Origin of the sequence: Alteromonas sp. 14N.309.X.WAT.G.H12, from assembly GCF_036697315.1 — a bacterium.
GTDB lineage: Bacteria > Pseudomonadota > Gammaproteobacteria > Enterobacterales > Alteromonadaceae > Alteromonas.
Genome location: NZ_JBAHZB010000004.1, coordinates 123,956 through 141,184, shown reverse-complemented (window position 1 = coordinate 141,184; position 17,229 = coordinate 123,956). Strand labels below are relative to the sequence as shown.

Genomic DNA, 17,229 nt, shown 5'->3' with positions numbered 1-17,229 from the left:
CTGACTGCCCGCCACCTACCTTAATGGAATCAATATCGCTTTTGTGCATGATTTCAAAGACCTTAAGCTCATCGCCAATTCCTATGGGCAAGCCCTAGCATTCAGCTAGGGCTTGGTTGAAAGCTATACTGATTTTTTGCGGAATAAACGACGATGGAAAATAAATGGCAGCAACACCATTAAGCCCCAGTACCCCACAGCACCGCCCGACGATTCACTTTCTTCTTCTACTGATGTGACTGTATAGCTTGTGTCGCTTCGGGGATAAGCTGTGACATCATCTGTTGCTACCCACGAAATCTCCATTTCATATTCATCTTCATCGATATCCAGGTCGGGAATGGTATACGTCCAGGTGCCAGAATCCGCTTGATCAGCCACCGTAGCAGTTACCTCGACTGGTTCTATGTCATAGTCTGGCCATGACACCGTTCCGGTGATGCTTACCTCGCCCGTCACGCCATCAACTCGGATAATCTCATAGCTAAACGTCTCACCCTCGTAAAAATACGTCTGCATATTTTGAACCACAAAATAACCCGTTTCGCCCTCATCCATGTCATTTATCCATACTGTGGCAGATTGAGTGTCATAGCTCACATCGGCATCGCTGGATAAGGAAATGGTATAGTCCTGACTACTTTCATCCGCCCAATCGGTCCAGGCTTCCGTGGTAAAACTCTTGCTGGTTTCTCCCGCTTTGAAGTACAAAATTTCATTTACCGTTAAATAATCAATCTCTTGATCCGCGGTCCCATCTTCACTTGTGGTATAAATTATCACTTCTTCACTGGTATCGCCGGTGCGTGTCACCGTGACCGTACCTTCCTCGCCTTCGTCGATTGACGACGGCGCCGAAATGCTAAAGGTGCCAGCATCACCACTATTGCTCACATTTTCTAAATACACCGTTGCTTCACTGGTATCTCCCAGCTCTAATGTGTATGGAAAACGAAGTACCAAATTAAAGGTTTCTTCCTCTTCATCCAGTAAGTCATTGACGATATCAAAGGTAACGGTGGCCGTGGCACTATCCGCTTCGAACGTAGCCGTTTTATATATGTCGACAAAATCTTGCCCGTACTCCGCCGTGTCATTTTCCGCGAACACTTTCACTGAGGCTTCGCTGGTCAAATCTCCGGTTCGGGTCAGGCTTACTGTGAGAGTTTCATCTTCATAAACCGCATAGCTACTGGCGTCCAAAGAAACCGTTCCCACCACATCCACGCCTTCTCGACGTTGAGCATTGGTGGAGGCTTTCGCATCAATCGCCCGGGCGTTATCGGCCTCATCTTCATCCCCGCAATAAACACCATCAATGGCGATATCAGGATTTGAATAAATGTTATTTATCGTACCGTCACTTACAGAACGCATCACTGTATAGCTGTCCCCACATTCCCATGCATGTGCGTAACTGGTTTCATAATTAGGAATAGCATCATATTCATGATTGGCACCTAAATTATGGCCTAATTCATGTACCGTAACTGAGAGGGATTCATCCGTAAGTTGAGACAAAATGATGGAATATTCATTATCTTGCCCCGCTGCCCCCAATGTGGTACCTTCTCGCCAATCGGTAACATACATCACATTATCGGCTTTCCACTTTTCCACATAGGCTTCATATTCTTCGTAACCATCATCACTAAGCATTACTTCTGAAGATACAGAAGAAGCCCCCTTTTGCAGTAATTCCCCATCATCATCGTAAACCGCGCTGTAAGTAATATAATCAGCAACATTCGTGGTTTGAATAATGTCTTTCAATGTTACCGTTGCATCAACATCACTATCTTCAAATGCTTGATTAATGGTGTCGGGGATCGCCAACAGATGCTGATACCCTTCATACTCACCATATCTCTTCATAAATGAGTTTTGATAAAAAATAACCAAATCGAAATTCGGTGTTTCACTGTCCGTATCTTTACCCTGCGTCCTTATGATGTCGTCATAAGGTATGCCGTAATCCAAGGTTAAAATGTCATCGTGAGCATAGGTGGTACCGCTGAGCATTGCCATTAATGCTATCGCTGTTTGAGTGTGCTTTAACTGCATTTCTACTTCCCCTTTTTTACTTTCCACTCGGCCTATCCGAGCAAGTCACACATTCACTGTGAACACTTTTTAATCAGCACAAAAAACACTCTGCACTAAAAAAAACAGCACTTTATTGCTAGTTATATTATTTGACAGAAAAAAGTACTACCTGTGATAGCGTAAAGTTTTCGTATACAGTTAAAGCGAGGATTTTTAAAAACAGAAGATAGTAGATGTGCGGTTCCTATTCTTCCGCAACATTAAACGTATTATTAAAGACATTCACCAGTTAAGGTTTTACCCGCCTTAAACGCGTTATTACACCCGTGGTGAGGGTGATCCCCAGTAGAATTAAAACGCCACCAACAAGGGTTTGTAGTGATAGGGTTTCATTTAAGAATAACAGCCCCCAAAGAATACCGAATAAGGGCACAAGATACGCTACGGTTATGGCTTTGGCCGGGCCTACGCTGGCAATAAGGTTAAAATACAAAATGTAGGCAATACCCGTACCTAACACCGCTAGCGCCACCGCATTTGTCCAGGCCAATGCAGAGGGCATCACTGTAGGCAAGGTAGCCAAAGAGAAGGGCACCAACGCAATGGCAGCGTAAAATTGACTACCAAACGCCACCACTATAGGTTTTATTCCCACCAGCCAGCGTTTCATGGCACAAGCAGCAATGCCATAGCAAAAGGTTGCCGCGCAGGCGCTTAAAATAGGAAGAAAGCTAACATGGCCTTCACCCACCTTATGGGCACTCAATAACGCCACCCCAACAAAACCTACGAATAAGCCAGACACAGCCGAACGGGATAATTTATCGCCTAACCATAACAGTGCCACAATGGCGCCAAACATGGGCGCGGTAGCGTTTAAAATAGCATTTATGCCGGCTTCAAGATGCAAACTACTGTAGTTAAACAACACAAAAGGTACGGCAGTATTGATTACGCCTATAAAGGCAATTTGCCACCAGTATTGGCCTAAAGCGCGCCATCCGCCTACGGCCATGGCAAAGGGCAGCATCACCAATGTCGCCAGAATGGTTCTTAACTCTACCAGTGCAAACACGCCAAATTCCGGTGCTGCGACTCGCATAAAAAGAAACGATCCGCCCCATATGGCGCCTAACACAAGTAACGACAACATATTCTTAGCTGACATCGACTTACATCACTCCTTCTAATTTAAGTAGCGCTGCTTTACGCACAAGCCCACCGGCGTATCCGGTTAAGGTACCATTTGCACCAATTACGCGATGGCAAGGCACCACAATAGACAAGGGGTTTTTGCCGTTCGCCAATCCCACCGCCCTAACGGCTTTAGGGTTATCGATACACTGGGCAATATCTCCATAGGTGCGGGTTTCGCCAAAAGGGATATGGGTTAACGCTTCCCATACTGAATGTTGAAATGCCGTCCCCGCTGCATCTAGCGGCAGGGTAAATTCGTGTCGATTACCGCTAAAATACTCACGCAACTGTTGGCAGGTTAAGTCGGTCACCGGCGAAGGGGACGCCGGTGCGGATTTTTCTTCAACAAACCGAATTGCCGTAACCCCACGGGCACTGGCACAAATCTGTATTAGGCCACAAGGGCTTGGCATATACGCATTATACATGTGTTTATCTCTTGTCTTTTTGTTGATTAGCCATGTGCCACATTTGCAGGGTTAAATAACTTCGCCAGGGAGCCGCAGCGTGGGGATTAACACCATGTTGTTGCGCCATCTTTTTAATGATTAAATCGCCCCCAAGGTAACGGTCTGGGTGACTTTCGCCGCGCATTAGCAGGTAGTCCAGCGTCCATGGGCCAATGCCTTTTAACGCGAGGATATCGGCTTCCTGATGGGACAAGGGTGTAGTGGCGTCTTGCCGTTGCACAAAATAATGGGCCAGATTACGTAAAGCGTGTTTGCGGCTTTCTGGCATCTTTAAAAACACAAGCGCACTGTTCGCCACCGCCCCAGGTTCGGGGAAGGCTATCCCGTGCTCTGTGTGCTTGCCAAGGGCATCGGTGAGTTTGGTTACGAGTGCAATGGCCGCTTTCACCGACACCTGCTGCCCCAATACTGCCCGACAACCCGCTTCAAAGGCACTCCACACACCGGGTAATCTTAATCCGGAACACACATCCTTAGCCGGTATTCCGGCCGCTATCAACGCCTGGTTGATAAGGGTGGGATCGGCATGTAAATCAAGCACTCGGCTAAGATTATCCATGATCCACTTAGCCCCTGTTAACCCGTTAATATACACGGTGACAGAAAATCCCCCCGCTGACGGCATGTGTTTTGCCGTGACCTTTCCTTGCCAGTGTCCATGGCAAAACACGCGCTGGTAGGAATCATCAGACACTTGTTCCGTACCCGGCAATGCCCTGGCGGCAAGAAAATCTCTCACAAAAGGCCAGTGATATGGCGGCCGGTAGGCTAAAAACACCGTAAAAGATGGCGTTAGTGCGCCTTCAGCTTGTTTTTTACCCCGCACCTGACTCGGTGTAAGCCCCCAATACTTTTTCATGGCGACCTGTAACCGACGTGCCGAACCAAAACCCGCAGATATTGCTACCTGTTCCACCGGCAGTATCGTCCCCTGTAACAGCTGCTTGGCAAACATCAATTGATGGTATTGCTGCCACAAACGGGGAGAGATACCAAATTTTTCGGTGATCAATTTGTGTAAATACCGTGGCGATATGCCTAATCGTTCCGCCACCGCCGAGATGGGTTGCACGGGTAGTTCACTTAGCAACGCAGTAGCCCGTTGCACGGTAGTATTTACCCCTTTCCAAGCGCTGGAATGAGGCGCACTGTCGGGCCTACACCGTAAACAAGGCCGAAAACCGGCATGCATGGCTTGGGCGGCAAGATGATAATAGCGCACGTTTTTTTCTGCCGGTAACCGGGCAGGACAAACCGGACGGCAAAAAATGCCTGTGCTTTTTACTGCGACAAAAAAGGTGCCATCAAAACGCCGATCTCGCGACAATCGTGCCTGTTGATATTGGGCGATAAGGTCATTATCAAGAATGTCACCTGTCATAAGAGAGCCTGCGCCGATAATGGAAAAATTCGTAGTGTGTTTGAATGGGTAGTGTAAAGCATTTTTACCACGAACAGGCGACGAAAACGGCACTGACAAAAAAGCACGGCGTATGTTTAAGTTAGCGCCCTTTTTCTCAATTATTCCGTAAAAATAACAAAAACACCTTCCCCTATGAGCCGAAAGTCAGAGCAAGGTTGATTATGCCGTGTCTCAACAGCATAATACTTCGCAAATTACTGTCTTTCCACGGAGGGGAAGGCGTCTATCATTCGCGGAGTTATTCTTGTCTAATAAGCTGACCACGTCTATTTTCAGCCTTTTCTTCCCGGTGCTGTTAATGCTTTTATTTTCAGGCCCCGCGCTGTCAGCCGAAGAGTGGCTGGATGATTATGCCGACTACGTCAAGCGGCAAGCCATAAAATACAATGTGCCCGGTTATGCCTTTGTTTATTATCAGCAGGGCGAAACCCCAAAAGTGTACGTATTTGGGCGCACCCATAGAGGCGGTCAACTCATCGATGCCGATACGGTATTCCGCCTAGCCTCGGTATCCAAATCTTTCACCTCTCTTTTAATGGCAAAGCTGGTGCATCAAGGCAAGCTAAGCTGGGACACCCCAATCAGTGAACTGCTCCCCGATATCCCGTTTCAGGGTAAAGGGATGGACAAACTGCAATTAAAACACATTGTCAGCCAATCCAGCGGCTTTATGCCCAATGCCTATGACAACCTCATTGAAGCCGATTACACCTTAGAACAGGTACTTAAACAGCTGGCTCTGCTCGATCCTCTCTGTGCGCCCGGTGACTGCTACACCTATCAAAACGCCATGTTTGGTGCCATTGCCTATTACTTGGGTATGCACAATACCTCTTATCACCGGCAAATGAGTGAGCAGGTATTTGTGCCCTTAGGCATGAAAACCGCCAGCGTGGGAAAAAGCGCCTTGCTGTCGTCTGCTAAATGGGCACACCCGCACATTGCCATAGCCCGCAACAAATGGCGGGAAGGCCGGGTGGAAAGCAATTACTACCGCTTTGCCCCAGCCGCCGGCGTCAATGCCAGCATTCGTGATATGACCATTTATTTACAAGCCTTGTTAGGGGAATTTCCCACCGTGGTGCCACCTGAGATCATCGAAGAAATTACCACCCCTATGGTAAGAACCACCCGGGAAATACACCGGCGGGGCTGGCGGGAATACCTAAAAGATGCCCACTATGGCAAAGGCTGGCGAATTTATAACTTTGATGGCAAACGGTTGAATTATCATAGCGGATGGGTAAAAGGTTACCGGGCGGATGTGGCGTTCTCCCCCGACTATAAAGCCGGTTATGTGATGCTAATGAATGCCGAATCCAACATGATCAATACCACCACCGCCCAATTTTGGGCCCGTTATTTCAAACAGGCCGATGAGAAACGACAAGCCAATAGCACTAACTAGTCCGGCAACGTCCCTGTTTTGCCGGACACGTTTTCATCATGACTGGGTTTTCATGTACGTATAACCACTTAAGCAATTTTCGTAAAAATCAGTCCAGCGTACCGCTTCTCTGGGGTTTAAATTACCGGCTCGAATTTGCTTATCAATTAATCGTTTCACATCCGAGGCCATAGCACGGGGGTTGTATTGCATGATCTCAAGCACATCTTGTACCGATGATCCTTTCACCACTTCTTCAATGTAAAAGTCCTGGGGATCATCGTCATAACTAAAGATATGCACTTCGTTTAAACGACCAAACAAGTTGTGCATGTCACCCATCACATCCTGATACGCACCGGTTAAAAATAATCCCACGTAATAGGGCTCATCTTTGTTCAGTTTGTGCATAGGCAGAATATCGGTAATTTCGCGCCCCGCAGTAAATTGGTTAATTTTACCGTCGCTGTCGCAGGTGATATCCACCAATGAACAATTCACATTGGGTTTTTCATTCATGCGGGTTACTGGCACCACGGGAAGTAACTGATCAATGGCCCAGGTATCCGCCGCCGATTGAAACACAGAGAAATTCGCCAAATACTGAGACGACAAACTGTAATCCAGTGCCTGAATTTCCTCAGGAATATAATCCGCCGAGGCGTAATAAGCCTGTAACCGCTTCATAATGCGCCAATACAGGGTTTCGATTTTGCCTAACTCGTCTAACGACAATACCCGCAGTTTAAAGGCATCCATGGCCTGTTCTTTCCACTGCGAAGCGTCGTTGAACACTTCCTGCATATTGGTTTGGGTATCGAAGGTATCGGCCAGTTCACGAATGTTCTTCACAAACACATGTTCACCCTCTTGGGGAGAGACATCCACTTCGGCCATGTCAGAGCGAATTTCACCCACAATTTCAGTCAGCACACAGCTGTGGTGGGCGGTTATGGCCCGGCCACTTTCACTCACTAAATTAGGGTGAGGCACGCCTTCTAAGTCGCACACTTCTTTCATGCCATACACCACGTCGGACACGTATTCCTGCATGTTGTAATTGCGCGATGACTCATTGGTAGAGGCGCTGCCATCGTAATCAATACCTAGGCCGCCACCCACATCCACATAATCCAACTGAAAACCCAGTTTATGCAATTCTGCGTATATCCGAGCACCTTCAGTCATGGCTTCTTTTACCGACCGAATATCCGTTAGCTGACTACCAATATGAAAATGCAACAATTTCAGGCACGACTCCATGCCTTCTTCGCGAAGAAAGCGAGCGGCTTTGAGTATTTCGGCCACGGTGAGGCCAAACTTGGCCCGTTCGCCCCCAGAACTTTCCCATTTTCCCCGCCCTTTTACCGTCATCTTAAAGCGCAGACCAATTATAGGGTCGATACCCAACTCTTTGGCGGTTTTTACCAGCAAGAGCAATTCCGAGTACTTTTCAATAACCACCACAATGCACCGGCCTAACTTGCGACCAAGCAATGCCAGTTTCATAAACTCAGCGTCTTTATAACCGTTTAATACCGTTAATGATGCTTCATTGGTATTTAATGCCAATACGGTGATCAACTCGGCTTTTGAACCGGCTTCAAGACCATAGTTAAAGGGTTCACCGGCATCGACAATCTCTTCAACCACTTCCCGCATCTGGTTCACTTTTACCGGATATACGCCCTGGTATTCACCCTTGTAACCCGCTTCGGCAATAGTATTTCTGAAAATGGTATTGAGGTTTGCCACCTGTGAGCGCAGCACATCATGAAACCGAACCACAACCGGAAACTGCACACCCTCTTGCTGTATTTCATCAATAACCGCTTTTAGATCGATGCGAATACTGGGATCTGACGGTACCGGCGTAACATGTATATTGCCGTTTTCACCAATGGTAAAATAGCCGCCGCCCCAACGAGATACGCCGTACAATTTTTCCGCTTCTTCAATGCTCCACTGTGCCAATGTCTTCACCTTAAAAAATTAAACGCCTTGTCAGTCATACTGAACAAGGCGAGTTGTGGATTATCCTGTAACTTGCCCGCATTATAATCAGACTACGCGCAAGCGCTATTAAAATTCGTCAAAATGACGGGTATTTTTATGGTATTTGCCGGTTTGTGGTGTATTCCCGCCTCAAGGCATTTGCAGTACCTATCATCATCCATTACGCTGCATGAAAACAATCAAAATATATAGGGAAACATGTTTAAACCATTCTTAGTAAGTAGTTTGCTTCTAACTGCTTGTCAGGTTTTTGCTGCCACATCCATTTCACCATTGGGTGAGCAACTAAACCTCGATAATTTCAGAAAAGACGTACAGATCCTGGCCAGCGACGACTTTGAAGGTCGAGCGCCCTTAACCGAAGGCGAACAAAAAGCGGTGGATTATATCGTCGCACAGTTTAAATCCATTGGTTTACAACCCGCTTTTGGTGACAGTTACATTCAAAAAGTGCCATTAGCAAAAATTACTGCCGATCAAAATATGTCACTGACCATTGGCGATACCGTATTTAAAAACGGCTCGGACTTTACCGCCCGTACCGAGCGGATCAGCGATACCATTACCGTAAATGATGATGTGGTCTTTGCCGGCTATGGCATTGTTGCACCGGAATATAACTGGAACGATTACGCCAACATTGACGTAAAAGGTAAAACCGTCATTGTACTGGTAAACGATCCGGGCTTTGCATCGAAAAATGACGACTTGTTTACCGGTAATGCCATGACCTATTACGGGCGCTGGACATACAAATATGAAGAGGCTGCCCGTCAGGGTGCCAAGGCACTGTTTATTGTCCATGAAACTCTACCGGCCGGCTATGGTTGGGGCGTGGTACAAAACTCTGGTACCAACACAAAATATGCCTTGGTAGACGACAACGATAATCAATCCAAAGTGGGTGTGATGGGCTGGTTACAGCTTCGCGCCGCAGAAAAAATCTTCGCCGCTGCTGGTTTGGATTACCGCGAACTAAAAGCTAAAGCCGCGAAACCGGGATTTAACGCCATCGACTTACACACCAAGGCAAAACTTACCCTGCATAATCATATTGAACATGATGAATCTCAAAACGTCGCGGCGCTTTTGCCGGGCACCTCGGCTCCTGACGAATGGATTGGTATTCATGCCCACTGGGATCACTTGGGAAAAACCATGGAAAATGGTAAAGAAGTGGTATTAAACGGCGCAGTGGATAACGCTTCTGGCGTAGCTGGCGTACTGGAATTAGCCCGAGTGCTGAAAGAACAAAGCAAACAAAAGCCACTTAAACGTACACTCATGTTTAGTGCCTTTACCGCAGAAGAAACCGGTTTGCTGGGTGCCGAGCACTTTGCCAAGAACCCTCCGATCCCTCAATCGCAAATCGTAGCCTTTTTGAATATTGATGGCATGAACGTGAACGCCAGCACCGACTATATTTTGCAATATGGCAGCGGCTTATCGGAACTGGAAGATTATGTTGCCGAAACGGCCGCCTCACAAGGGCGATACGTGAAGCCCGATCCTCGGCCACAAAATGGACTGTTTTTCCGCTCTGACCATTTTGCCGCTGCCCGACAAGGGATCCCGTCTTACTTGTTCATGAGCTTAGGTGATACCGACCCCAGCTTCATTGCCAGTCGCTATCACAAGCCCGCCGACGACTACTTGCCCGAATGGGATTTAAGCGGCGTAAGACAAGACTTGGATCTTATCGGTCAGATTATGGTGAAGCTAGCGAATAATGGTGATTGGCCGGCCTGGACCGCCGAGTCAGATTTTAAAGCTGCCAGAAAAGCGTCGGGCAGATAACCTGTAAGTTAAAAAAGAGAATAAAAAAAGGGTGCAGCGAATTGCTTGCACCCTTTTTTATTGGTCTTGGCCGTATCGTTATTTAATCGTCTCCAAACTCACGGACAATGCTGTTGATGGTATCTTTTGCATCACCCAGTACCATGCGGGTGTTGTCTTTAAAGAACAGTGGATTATCAACACCAGCAAAGCCTGCATTTGCTGAACGCTTCAACACAAACACGGTTTTCGCACGATAAGCTTCAATCACCGGCATACCGTAAATAGGGCTGCCTTTCATTTCTTTCGCCGCGGGGTTAACCACGTCGTTGGCACCGATGATGATCACCACATCGTAGTTTTCCATACGTGGGTTTACATCGTCCATTTCATACAGTTGATCATAAGGTACATCGGCTTCCGCTAATAGTACGTTCATGTGTCCGGGCATACGACCTGCCACCGGGTGAATAGCGTATTCCACCGTACAACCGTTTTCTTCCAACAAGGTTTGCATTTCACGCACCGCATGCTGCGCTTGTGCCACCGCCATACCGTAACCGGGCACCACCAAAACCGCTTGCGCCGCTTCCAACACGTAAAAGGCATCTTGGGCGGACATGATTTTGATTTCACCTTCGATTTTTTCACCGGCTTCTACCGGTTTAGCAAAGCCTGAAAGCAGGACATTCATTAGCGAACGGTTCATGGCTTTACACATAATGTTGGTAAGGATAAGCCCTGATGCGCCTACCAGTAAGCCGGTGACAATGAGTATGGTGTTGCCCACCGCCAGCCCCGCCGCCGTAGCCGCCACACCGGAATAACTGTTTAATAGCGCGATCACCACCGGCATGTCTGCACCGCCAATAGAAATGGTGGCCAAAACACCAAACGAAAGAGCAAGAACAATGGTAAGGGTTAACCACAAAGCGCTTGCCGGATCATTCACAAACAGGTAACCCACTACGAAAAACGCCACAAGGTGAGCAATACTGAGCTCCCGGAGGCCCGTGAAGATCACCGCTTTGGCTCCCATGCGCCCGGACAGTTTTCCCCATGCAACCACAGAGCCCGAAAAGGTAATGCCACCGATGACAATGGTGAGGATCACCGTGATGAGCATAAAGTGAGTCAGCAGATGAAATGACGCTGCCGTTTGCTGGCTGATGGCCGCCCAACCGAGTAACAGTGACGCGGCGCCACCAAAACCATTAAACAAGGATACCATTTCGGGCATCTGGGTCATCTCTACAGACTTCGCTTTCCAAGCACCGTAGGCACCGCCGATAACAAAACCCAGTACAATCCACTGATAAGAAATAATTTGGTGATCTAACAACGTCACCACCACCGCGATGAACATACCTACGGCGGAAACAAGGTTTCCTTTACGCGCGGTAGCTGGATGACTGAGTAATTTTAAACCCAGAATAAATAGCCCGGCCGCAAGGACATAAGCCAAATTAATGATAAGTGCTACAGATTCCATAATATTGGCCCCTTACTTCCGGTCTTTTTTCTTGAACATGCCAAGCATACGGTCGGTAACCATATAACCACCCACCACGTTAATGCTGGCCAGCGCTACTGCCGCTGTGCCCAAAATGGTAGTTAGCACATCATGATCCGTGCCCGATGCGGCCAATGCCCCAACCAGGGTGATCCCGGAAATGGCATTAGAGCCAGACATCAGTGGTGTGTGTAAAGTTGATGGCACTTTACGAATGAGTTCGAAGCCCAAAAACGCCGCCAGTAGAACGATAAAAATTAAGTAGATATTTTCCATGGTCAGACTCCCTGATAGGCTTGTTTAAGCATGCTATTGGTAATTTCACCATCGTGGGTGATGACGCTGCCTGCTAAAATTTCATCTTCCATATTCAGCGTAAACTGAGCGGATTCGTCGTCATAAAATTCATCAAGCAAGTTATAAAGGTTGTTGGCGTACATGTCGGTGGCGTCTTTGGCCACAAACTGACTCCAATTACCATGACCAATAACGGTGACACCATTTACCGTGGCAACTTCGCCGGGTACTGAGCCTTCCACGTTACCGCCCGATGTGGCGGCCATATCCACCACCACGCTTCCCGGTCGCATCAACGCCAAGGTTTCTTTGCTGATAAGCTGTGGTGGGCGACGACCAAACAACTGGGCAGTGGTGATCACAATGTCAGAATCAGCAATAGCATCGCGCTGGGCATCTTGTTGCTTTTGCTTCTGCTCATCGGTGAGTTCTTTCGCGTACCCGTCTTTGGTTTGACCGGTTTCGCCAATATCAATTTTGAGAAATTTACCGCCTAAGGATTCCACCTGCTCGGCGACCACCTCACGGGTATCATAGGCGGTAACATTCGCTCCTAAGCGTTTGGCCGTAGCAATGGCCTGCAAACCGGCAACACCTGCGCCAATAATAAAGATCTTAGCGGGTTTAATGGTGCCCGAGGGCGTCATCATCATCGGCAAGATGGTGGGCAAGTGATTTGCCGCCTGCATCACCATCACGTAGCCAGCAAGGCTCGCTTGGGAGCTCAAGGCATCCATTTTTTGCGCTCTGGATGAACGGGGGATCATTTCCACCGACAGCGTAGTGAGTTTACGCTTTGCCATAGCCTCAACGGTTTGTTTCTGGAAAAAGGGATCAATATGACCAATTACCAGCGCCTGTTCTTTCAGTAAGGTATAAACGGACTCGTCGGGACGATTAACACAAAGTAAAATGTCTGCGTCTTGTAGATCAGCGTCACAGTTTTGTTGAACCGTGGCACCCGCATCAATAAAGTCCTGATCCGGATAGCCTGATAAAACACCTGCACCTTGCTGCACAACCACAGTCATACCGCGCTTTACCATACGTTTTACACTGGACACAGACACAGCACATCGCTTCTCAATCTGTCCCTGTTTTTCAAGTCCTTCGTTCAATATCAGTATTTTCAAAGTGTTTTCCTCAGGAAGGGTAGGTTCTGAGAGTCATCATCCGGCCATATTTGTACCGAATTTGTTAATTTATATTTATTATTGTTAATTCAACCTAATATTAATTGCCACCGATGGCAATTTTGCTTTTCATAACAAAATGGAATAACTAATTGAACGAAGTGCTTATAAAACAATCAATCACGGGGAATGATGTTGGGGATCCCTCATCCATCCAAACCTAGTTAACAAAATGAAAAATATAGATTTTTATGGCGCTAATAAGGAAGTAAAGGATAGCTTCAAGGGCGAGTGAAAAATGAGGAACACGGTGACACGACAAAACAACAAACCCTCAACTTTTTCATCGTAAAGAACCTCTGAGTGAGACAAAGGAAATAGGAAAATGGCGAGTTTGATTAAAAAACAACCTAAAGTAAACCTATAACGGGCCAGACTAGCAAACCAGAACCCAGAGTCGAATACGACATTGGTCTCACGCTAATCGCCTCAAGAACACCAAGCTTGATCATCATAACAATCGTCGCCCCTTGGCTTTTTTCATTAGCTGCGATAAAGGGGCTTAATAAGATGGTATCCAAAGCGGGTTTTTACGGGACCATGGATCTTAAGTAGCTCTTTTTTAAACACCACATCATCAAAGGGCTTTACCATTTGTCCGCGACGAAATTCGCCGAGATCGCCGCCTTTCTTACCCGATGGACATAACGAATGCTTTTTTGCCAACTTGGCAAAATCACCTCCACGTTTAAGTTGTGCAAGTATGCTTAGTGCTTCTTTTTCTGTTTTTACCAGAATGTGCAATGCGGATGCGGTTGCCATATTTATCCCTGTTTGTCTTAATGATGCATAGTATGGGTTAACTTCACCTGCGCTGTACACGGGCGCGCTCGCTATCGGGTAATAACCGAATAAGACCACCAGAACTAAGCATCAGTGAAAGTGTGAATCGCTCCTTCTCACCCCAAGTACAATTTCACACCATTTAACCTTAATGCATAGTCTAATACGAATAAGGCACAAAACAAAAAAGGCGCTGAGTGTTAACCCAACGCCTTTCTAAGAGCTTTTTAGTGCTAAATCACTGTCTACATTTGTGTCTACATTACTGTATACATGCAATGTAAGCCATTGATTTTAAGCACTAGCATAAGCTTGGGTGGCTTACATCATGCCGCCCATGCCGCCCATTCCGCCCATGCCGCCCATATCAGGTGCAGCTGGTGCATCTTCTTTAGGTAGCTCAGCAACCATGGCTTCAGTAGTGATCATCAAAGAAGCAATTGAAGAGGCAAATTGCAGTGCAGAACGCGTCACTTTAGTTGGGTCAAGAATACCCATTTCCAGCATGTCGCCGTAAGTGTCGTTACCTGCGTTGTAACCGTAGTTACCGTCGCCACCTTTAACCGCGTTAACCACAACAGAGGCTTCTGCACCGGCGTTGCTTGCGATTTGGCGCAGAGGCGCTTCCATTGCACGTAAAGCCAGTTTGATACCGTGAGTTTGGTCTTCGTTGTCGCCTGTCATTTCAGACAATTTAGCAGCAGCACGTACCAGCGCTACACCACCACCAGGTACCACGCCTTCTTCAACAGCAGCACGAGTAGCATGCAAGGCATCTTCTACGCGGTCTTTTTTCTCTTTCATTTCAACTTCGGTAGCTGCACCGACTTTGATTACCGCTACACCGCCAGACAATTTCGCCAGACGCTCTTGCAGTTTTTCTTTATCGTAGTCAGAAGTAGACTCTTCAATTTGACCACGAATTTGTCCGCAACGACCTTCGATAGCCGCTTCTTCGCCAGCACCGTCAACTACTGTGGTGTTGTCTTTGTTGATAACAACACGTTTCGCAGTACCTAGGTCTTCCAATTGAACTTTTTCAAGTTCCAGACCGATTTCTTCAGAAATCACAGTACCACCAGTCAAGATAGCGATGTCTTGCAACATAGCTTTACGACGGTCACCGAAACCAGGTGCTTTAACCGCAGCCACTTTAACGATACCGCGCATGTTGTTGACTACCAAGGTAGCCAGCGCTTCGCCTTCTACATCTTCAGCAATGATCAGCAGAGGTTTACCTGCTTTTGCAACGCCTTCTAACGTAGGCAGCAATTCACGGATGTTGGAGATTTTCTTGTCAACTAACAGGATGTAAGGGCTGTCCAGTTCAACAGTGCCATTTTCCTGATTGTTGATGAAGTAAGGAGACAGGTAACCGCGGTCAAACTGCATACCTTCTACTACGTCCAGCTCGTTTTGCAGGGCTTGACCTTCTTCAACGGTGATAACACCTTCTTTGCCTACTTTTTCCATTGCTTGAGCGATGATTTCACCTACTTCAGCGTCGGAGTTAGCAGAGATAGTACCTACTTGAGCGATTGATTTACCGTCGGCACAATCAGTAGACAGTGCTTTAAGTTCTGCAACAGCTGCAATCACAGCTTTGTCGATACCGCGTTTAAGATCCATTGGGTTCATGCCTGCGGCAACAGACTTAAGACCTTCCGTTACGATAGACTGAGCAAGTACAGTTGCAGTCGTTGTTCCGTCACCGGCTTCATCATTGGCTTTAGAAGCAACTTCTTTCACCATTTGCGCGCCCATGTTCTCGAACTTGTCTTCCAGCTCGATTTCTTTCGCTACAGATACACCATCTTTTGTGATGGTAGGGGCACCGAATGATTTATCCAAAATAACGTTACGACCTTTAGGGCCCAGTGTTACTTTAACTGCGTTCGCCAGAACGTTAACGCCTTTGAGCATCTTTGTGCGGGCGTCATCACCAAAACGTACTTCTTTAGCTGCCATGTTTAAATTCCTCTAAATACGGTTAAACGATTAATTACTCAACGATTGCCAGAATGTCGCTTTCACTTAGGATAAGCACTTCTTCACCATCTAGCTTCTCGGTTTTCACACCGTATCCGTCATTGAAAATAACGGTGTCGCCAACTTTTACATCCAAGGCTTTAATGTCACCATTATCCAGTATACGGCCGTTGCCCACTGCGATGACTTCGCCACGGGTAGATTTTTCTGCTGCTGAACCGGTAAGCACGATGCCGCCCGCAGATTTAGTTTCTTGCTCTGCGCGCTTAATGATCACGCGGTCATGTAAAGGACGAATTGCCATTTTCAAGTCTCCTGAAAATTCCAACTATATAAGTGTTAGTTATACGGACGCACAGGTCATAGTTGTACGCCATTTACTTTAATAAGAAGTCAGCCAATCTGACTTCAAATCTCATTCTGCGTGGTTAAATGGGGGAGTCCCCACACAACTTCAAGGGGAATAAGTGAAAAAAATGCAAATTTTTTTCACTTATTTATCGGCTTCACACAAATTTTTGATTTAAAACGTACTAAATAAGCCTTGAGGATTAATTAGCGTATGCGAGGCGTATCATCATCGTCTTGCGACTTTTCGGTGTATTGACCTTCGTAAACATCGCCGTTCTCATCCCGTTTTTGTGCAAAGGGATCCGCCCCGGAAAAAGGGCTGCCTTGCTGGCTGGAAGTGGCCGTGACCACCCGTAATTGCATATTCTTGCTAACAAACTGGGCAATAACATGACGGGTGCCTGGCAGCACCAGTAAAATACCCAATGTGTCGGTGATCAAACCGGGCGTCACCATCAGCACACCAGCCACGGCCAGCATGAGCCCGTCCACCATTTCTTTGCCCGGCATTTCGCCCCGCTGCATTTTCATTTGCGCAGTCTGCAATGTTTGAATGCCTTCCCGTCGAACAAAGTATGCGCCAATAAACGCCGTGAGAATAACAATGCCGATGGTATTCCACCCGCCAATGATCCCCCCAACTTTCACCAGTAAGGCAATTTCAATAATTGGCAATATGGCAAACAGTAAAAATAAAATTCGCAAAATAAACCTCGTTGATTGGTTACTGGTAGGGTTTTCACTCACCGACTATCAGTGAGGGTGGCACGCACCCAAGCCCATACCTT

At 47.1% G+C, this 17,229-nt stretch carries 14 protein-coding genes; 2 read left to right on the top strand and 12 right to left on the bottom strand.

What is annotated here, in order from left to right; genetic code table 11:
• Positions 1–123: 123 nt before the first annotated feature.
• The 4 genes from V5298_RS03725 to V5298_RS03710 all read right to left on the bottom strand — a co-directional run bounded on the left by V5298_RS03725 (position 124) and on the right by V5298_RS03710 (position 5,094).
• Complete coding sequence (locus V5298_RS03725; RefSeq protein WP_332930126.1) at positions 124–2,091, bottom strand: Calx-beta domain-containing protein; 1,968 nt, start codon at positions 2,089–2,091, stop codon at positions 124–126.
• A gap of 244 nt (positions 2,092–2,335) precedes the next feature.
• Complete coding sequence (locus tag V5298_RS03720; RefSeq protein ID WP_332930125.1) at positions 2,336–3,214, bottom strand: DMT family transporter; 879 nt, start codon at positions 3,212–3,214, stop codon at positions 2,336–2,338.
• Positions 3,215–3,218: 4 nt separating this feature from the next.
• On the bottom strand, positions 3,219–3,671 hold the full coding sequence (locus V5298_RS03715) for a methylated-DNA--[protein]-cysteine S-methyltransferase (protein ID WP_332930124.1): 453 nt from the start codon (positions 3,669–3,671) through the stop codon (positions 3,219–3,221).
• A 4-nt stretch (positions 3,672–3,675) separates the two neighbouring features.
• Positions 3,676–5,094: a DNA-3-methyladenine glycosylase 2 family protein gene (locus V5298_RS03710; protein ID WP_332930123.1), complete on the bottom strand. Its 1,419-nt coding sequence runs from the start codon at positions 5,092–5,094 to the stop codon at positions 3,676–3,678.
• Positions 5,095–5,380: 286 nt separating this feature from the next.
• Between V5298_RS03710 and V5298_RS03705 the strand changes: the two genes are divergently transcribed.
• The gene (locus tag V5298_RS03705) at positions 5,381–6,544 is read left to right on the top strand and encodes a serine hydrolase domain-containing protein (protein WP_416351140.1); all 1,164 of its coding nucleotides are present in this window, start codon (positions 5,381–5,383) and stop codon (positions 6,542–6,544) included.
• A 36-nt stretch (positions 6,545–6,580) separates the two neighbouring features.
• Here V5298_RS03705 and speA read toward each other — a convergent pair whose 3' ends face one another.
• Positions 6,581–8,497, bottom strand: coding sequence for a biosynthetic arginine decarboxylase (speA, locus tag V5298_RS03700; protein ID WP_332930122.1), 1,917 nt, complete (start codon positions 8,495–8,497; stop codon positions 6,581–6,583).
• Positions 8,498–8,737: 240 nt separating this feature from the next.
• On the opposite strand from speA, the gene V5298_RS03695 reads away from it, so the two are divergent.
• Entirely contained in the window at positions 8,738–10,336 is a 1,599-nt protein-coding gene (locus tag V5298_RS03695) for a M28 family metallopeptidase (protein WP_332930121.1), read from the top strand.
• Positions 10,337–10,418: 82 nt separating this feature from the next.
• Here the strand turns inward: V5298_RS03695 and V5298_RS03690 are convergent, their stop codons facing one another.
• The 7 genes from V5298_RS03690 to V5298_RS03660 form a co-directional block, all read right to left on the bottom strand.
• Entirely contained in the window at positions 10,419–11,807 is a 1,389-nt protein-coding gene (locus V5298_RS03690; protein ID WP_332930120.1) for an NAD(P)(+) transhydrogenase (Re/Si-specific) subunit beta, read from the bottom strand.
• Between the two features lie 12 nt (positions 11,808–11,819).
• Positions 11,820–12,104, bottom strand: a complete 285-nt coding sequence (locus V5298_RS03685) for an NAD(P) transhydrogenase subunit alpha (protein ID WP_216029237.1) — start codon at positions 12,102–12,104, stop codon at positions 11,820–11,822.
• A gap of 2 nt (positions 12,105–12,106) precedes the next feature.
• A complete protein-coding gene (locus tag V5298_RS03680) occupies positions 12,107–13,258 on the bottom strand; it encodes an NAD(P) transhydrogenase subunit alpha (protein WP_332930119.1) in 1,152 nt (383 codons plus the stop codon).
• Positions 13,259–13,801: 543 nt separating this feature from the next.
• Positions 13,802–14,080, bottom strand: a complete 279-nt coding sequence (gene ppiC, locus V5298_RS03675; protein WP_332930118.1) for a peptidylprolyl isomerase PpiC — start codon at positions 14,078–14,080, stop codon at positions 13,802–13,804.
• A 342-nt stretch (positions 14,081–14,422) separates the two neighbouring features.
• Positions 14,423–16,069 carry a chaperonin GroEL gene (gene groL, locus V5298_RS03670; protein ID WP_332930117.1) on the bottom strand — a complete coding sequence of 549 codons (1,647 nt, stop codon included), beginning with the start codon at positions 16,067–16,069 and terminating at the stop codon, positions 14,423–14,425.
• 34 nt (positions 16,070–16,103) lie between these two features.
• On the bottom strand, positions 16,104–16,394 hold the full coding sequence (locus tag V5298_RS03665) for a co-chaperone GroES (RefSeq protein WP_332930116.1): 291 nt from the start codon (positions 16,392–16,394) through the stop codon (positions 16,104–16,106).
• Positions 16,395–16,645: 251 nt separating this feature from the next.
• Positions 16,646–17,146, bottom strand: coding sequence for an FxsA family protein (locus V5298_RS03660; RefSeq protein ID WP_332930115.1), 501 nt, complete (start codon positions 17,144–17,146; stop codon positions 16,646–16,648).
• Positions 17,147–17,229: the final 83 nt, after the last annotated feature.